The following is a 1884-nucleotide window of genomic DNA, read 5'->3' on the forward strand; positions in this document are numbered from 1 at the left end:
GCCAACATGGCGTCGTTGCTAAAGCCCTTGGGAGGGGTTGTGAACTTGATTGGCAGCGCCGTCGGGGCTGTCCGATACGAGTTAGGCAACATTGTTAGCGCAGCTTTCGACCAATTACTCAAGATATTGGGCGCAGCCTTTTACCAGTTTTGGATATTTATTCAAGGCTACCCGGCGTTATGGAGCATTTTCGTTACGGTCGGCACTTTTGTAATCATAGGCGCTTGGGTAGCACTAGTTTTACTTTTTATTGCAACAGGTACTCCCATTCCGATGTTCTTCCCGATCTAACAGACGCGCTCTGCGTTGCGGCCTGCCTCTTGGCCCTGGCCGGACATCGCCATCACCACCAGCGTCCACGTCCGGGACAACCGCGACGGCACCTTCAAAGCCGAGACACGCCTCGTCGTCGGCTAGACGCTGCCCGACCACGAACGTGAAAGGTTCGGCGAAGGAACGATGGAGAATCCAACCCTCGCGACCAACTCGTTGGGCGTCGATCCGACTGCGCGAACCTCACCGACCGCGCTGAGGGGGGCGTCATCTCAATACCCACGCCCGGCATTAAGCAAAACAAGCCACCATGGCCCGTATAAAGCAACACTTAAAAGAAACAGTAGCAAAAAGGGTACAATCGCTAGCAACATTAATAAAGATGTAATCATCGTTATCAATGTCTCTATTCCGGCTTGAATATTTGTTATCACATTCGCTATTAAATCGCTCATCGTGGACTGGGCGGTTGTGGCAGCAGCGGCAATCGGGGCCCCAATTGCTGTCAAGGGCTTGATCAGCGACGTGACGTTGGCGGCCTCCGCGCCGGCATACGCGCCGGCACTGGTGGTCAGGTGCTGCACAAATTGCTCCTGAAACGCCGCCGCCTTCCCGGCCAGCGCGTGATAGTCCTGGGCGTAACCGGAGAACAGATGCGCGATCCCCGCCGACACCTCATCGGCGGCAGCGGGGCGCACGAAAAGTGTCGAGGGCCCCGCTGTCATATGCGCAGCGTTGACCGTTGAACCGATACCCGCCAAATCCGTTGCCGCTTGGCTAATCAGTTCTGGCGCAACGCTCACCGCAGACATTTCCGTCCCCCAATTGGTCCTGATCGACTCATCGGTAGGACAGGATCTTCACCGCGAGCCGGCAAATCCAAATAGGGACTTTCGCCCTCTGTGGTCGGGCCTAAAATCATGCACGCGTCGCCCGGCGCTGGCGACGTCAGGCAGGGGCGTCGGGGCCGCCCCAGCGTGCGGCGTAACGGCCGGATGCACGGCTAGAGGTTGAATCCCCTTAACGCGGCGACCCGCGCCACAAAGGCGTGGGCCGAGGCCGCAGAGTCACGGTCAGGTGCGGCGGCGTCTGTGTCGGCGGGTCAGCAGGGGCGCGAGGCGCGCCTCTGGGCGGCCCCGAGGGCTCCCGTAGACCTCGATTCGGATTTCCTGCGTCCCGATGAACAGGAGTCGGTGAGACACCCGGCTGCTGAGAAGGGCCAAAGATTGGATGTTAGGAGGCCGTTGTTTGGCCCAGCGGGTTCACCAAGGCGGATAGTGCGCGGAGAATTTGTACTGTCAGATTCGCCGGCCAGAAGAACGCAGTGGTGAACGACTGGACTAATTGAGTGCCGGCTGAAACGAGCTGGCCTACAACGGGAAACGCCGTGAGTAATGGGTTTATCGCGTCGGTCAAAACGTTCAATAGTAAGCCGTAGAACGGGAACGATTGGATGATGTTTGCCGCAGCGGACGCGAAGTACAGTACGACGAGATCTGCCATGAGCCAAGAAAGAAAACCAATGACGAAGCCGGCCACGGCGGCGGCACCTAGAACAAAGACAGTATTCGTCACTACATTTGTTATCAAATCATTTAATGTCGACTGGAC

Annotated in this window: 3 protein-coding genes; 1 reads left to right on the plus strand and 2 read right to left on the minus strand. The window is 57.6% G+C overall.

The window, feature by feature from the left end; genetic code table 11:
• On the plus strand, positions 1–291 hold a 291-nt coding region (locus A5706_RS08520), incomplete at its 5' end, for a hypothetical protein (RefSeq protein ID WP_231984910.1).
• Positions 292–545: 254 nt separating this feature from the next.
• On the opposite strand, the gene A5706_RS08525 is transcribed toward A5706_RS08520, so the two are convergent.
• Together A5706_RS08525 and A5706_RS08530 are read right to left on the minus strand one after the other, a co-directional pair.
• The gene (locus tag A5706_RS08525) at positions 546–1085 is read right to left on the minus strand and encodes a PE family protein (RefSeq protein ID WP_068128959.1); all 540 of its coding nucleotides are present in this window, start codon (positions 1083–1085) and stop codon (positions 546–548) included.
• Between the two features lie 421 nt (positions 1086–1506).
• On the minus strand, positions 1507–1884 hold a 378-nt coding region (locus A5706_RS08530), incomplete at its 5' end, for a hypothetical protein (protein WP_231985132.1).

The sequence above is a fragment of the Mycobacterium sp. E796 genome, assembly GCF_001672815.1.
GTDB lineage: Bacteria > Actinomycetota > Actinomycetes > Mycobacteriales > Mycobacteriaceae > Mycobacterium.

Coding starts and splice junctions, on each gene's coding strand:
- A5706_RS08525 (WP_068128959.1), bottom strand. CDS start 1,085: ATGTCTGCGGTGAGCGTTGCGCCAGAACTGATTAGCCAAGCGGCAACG.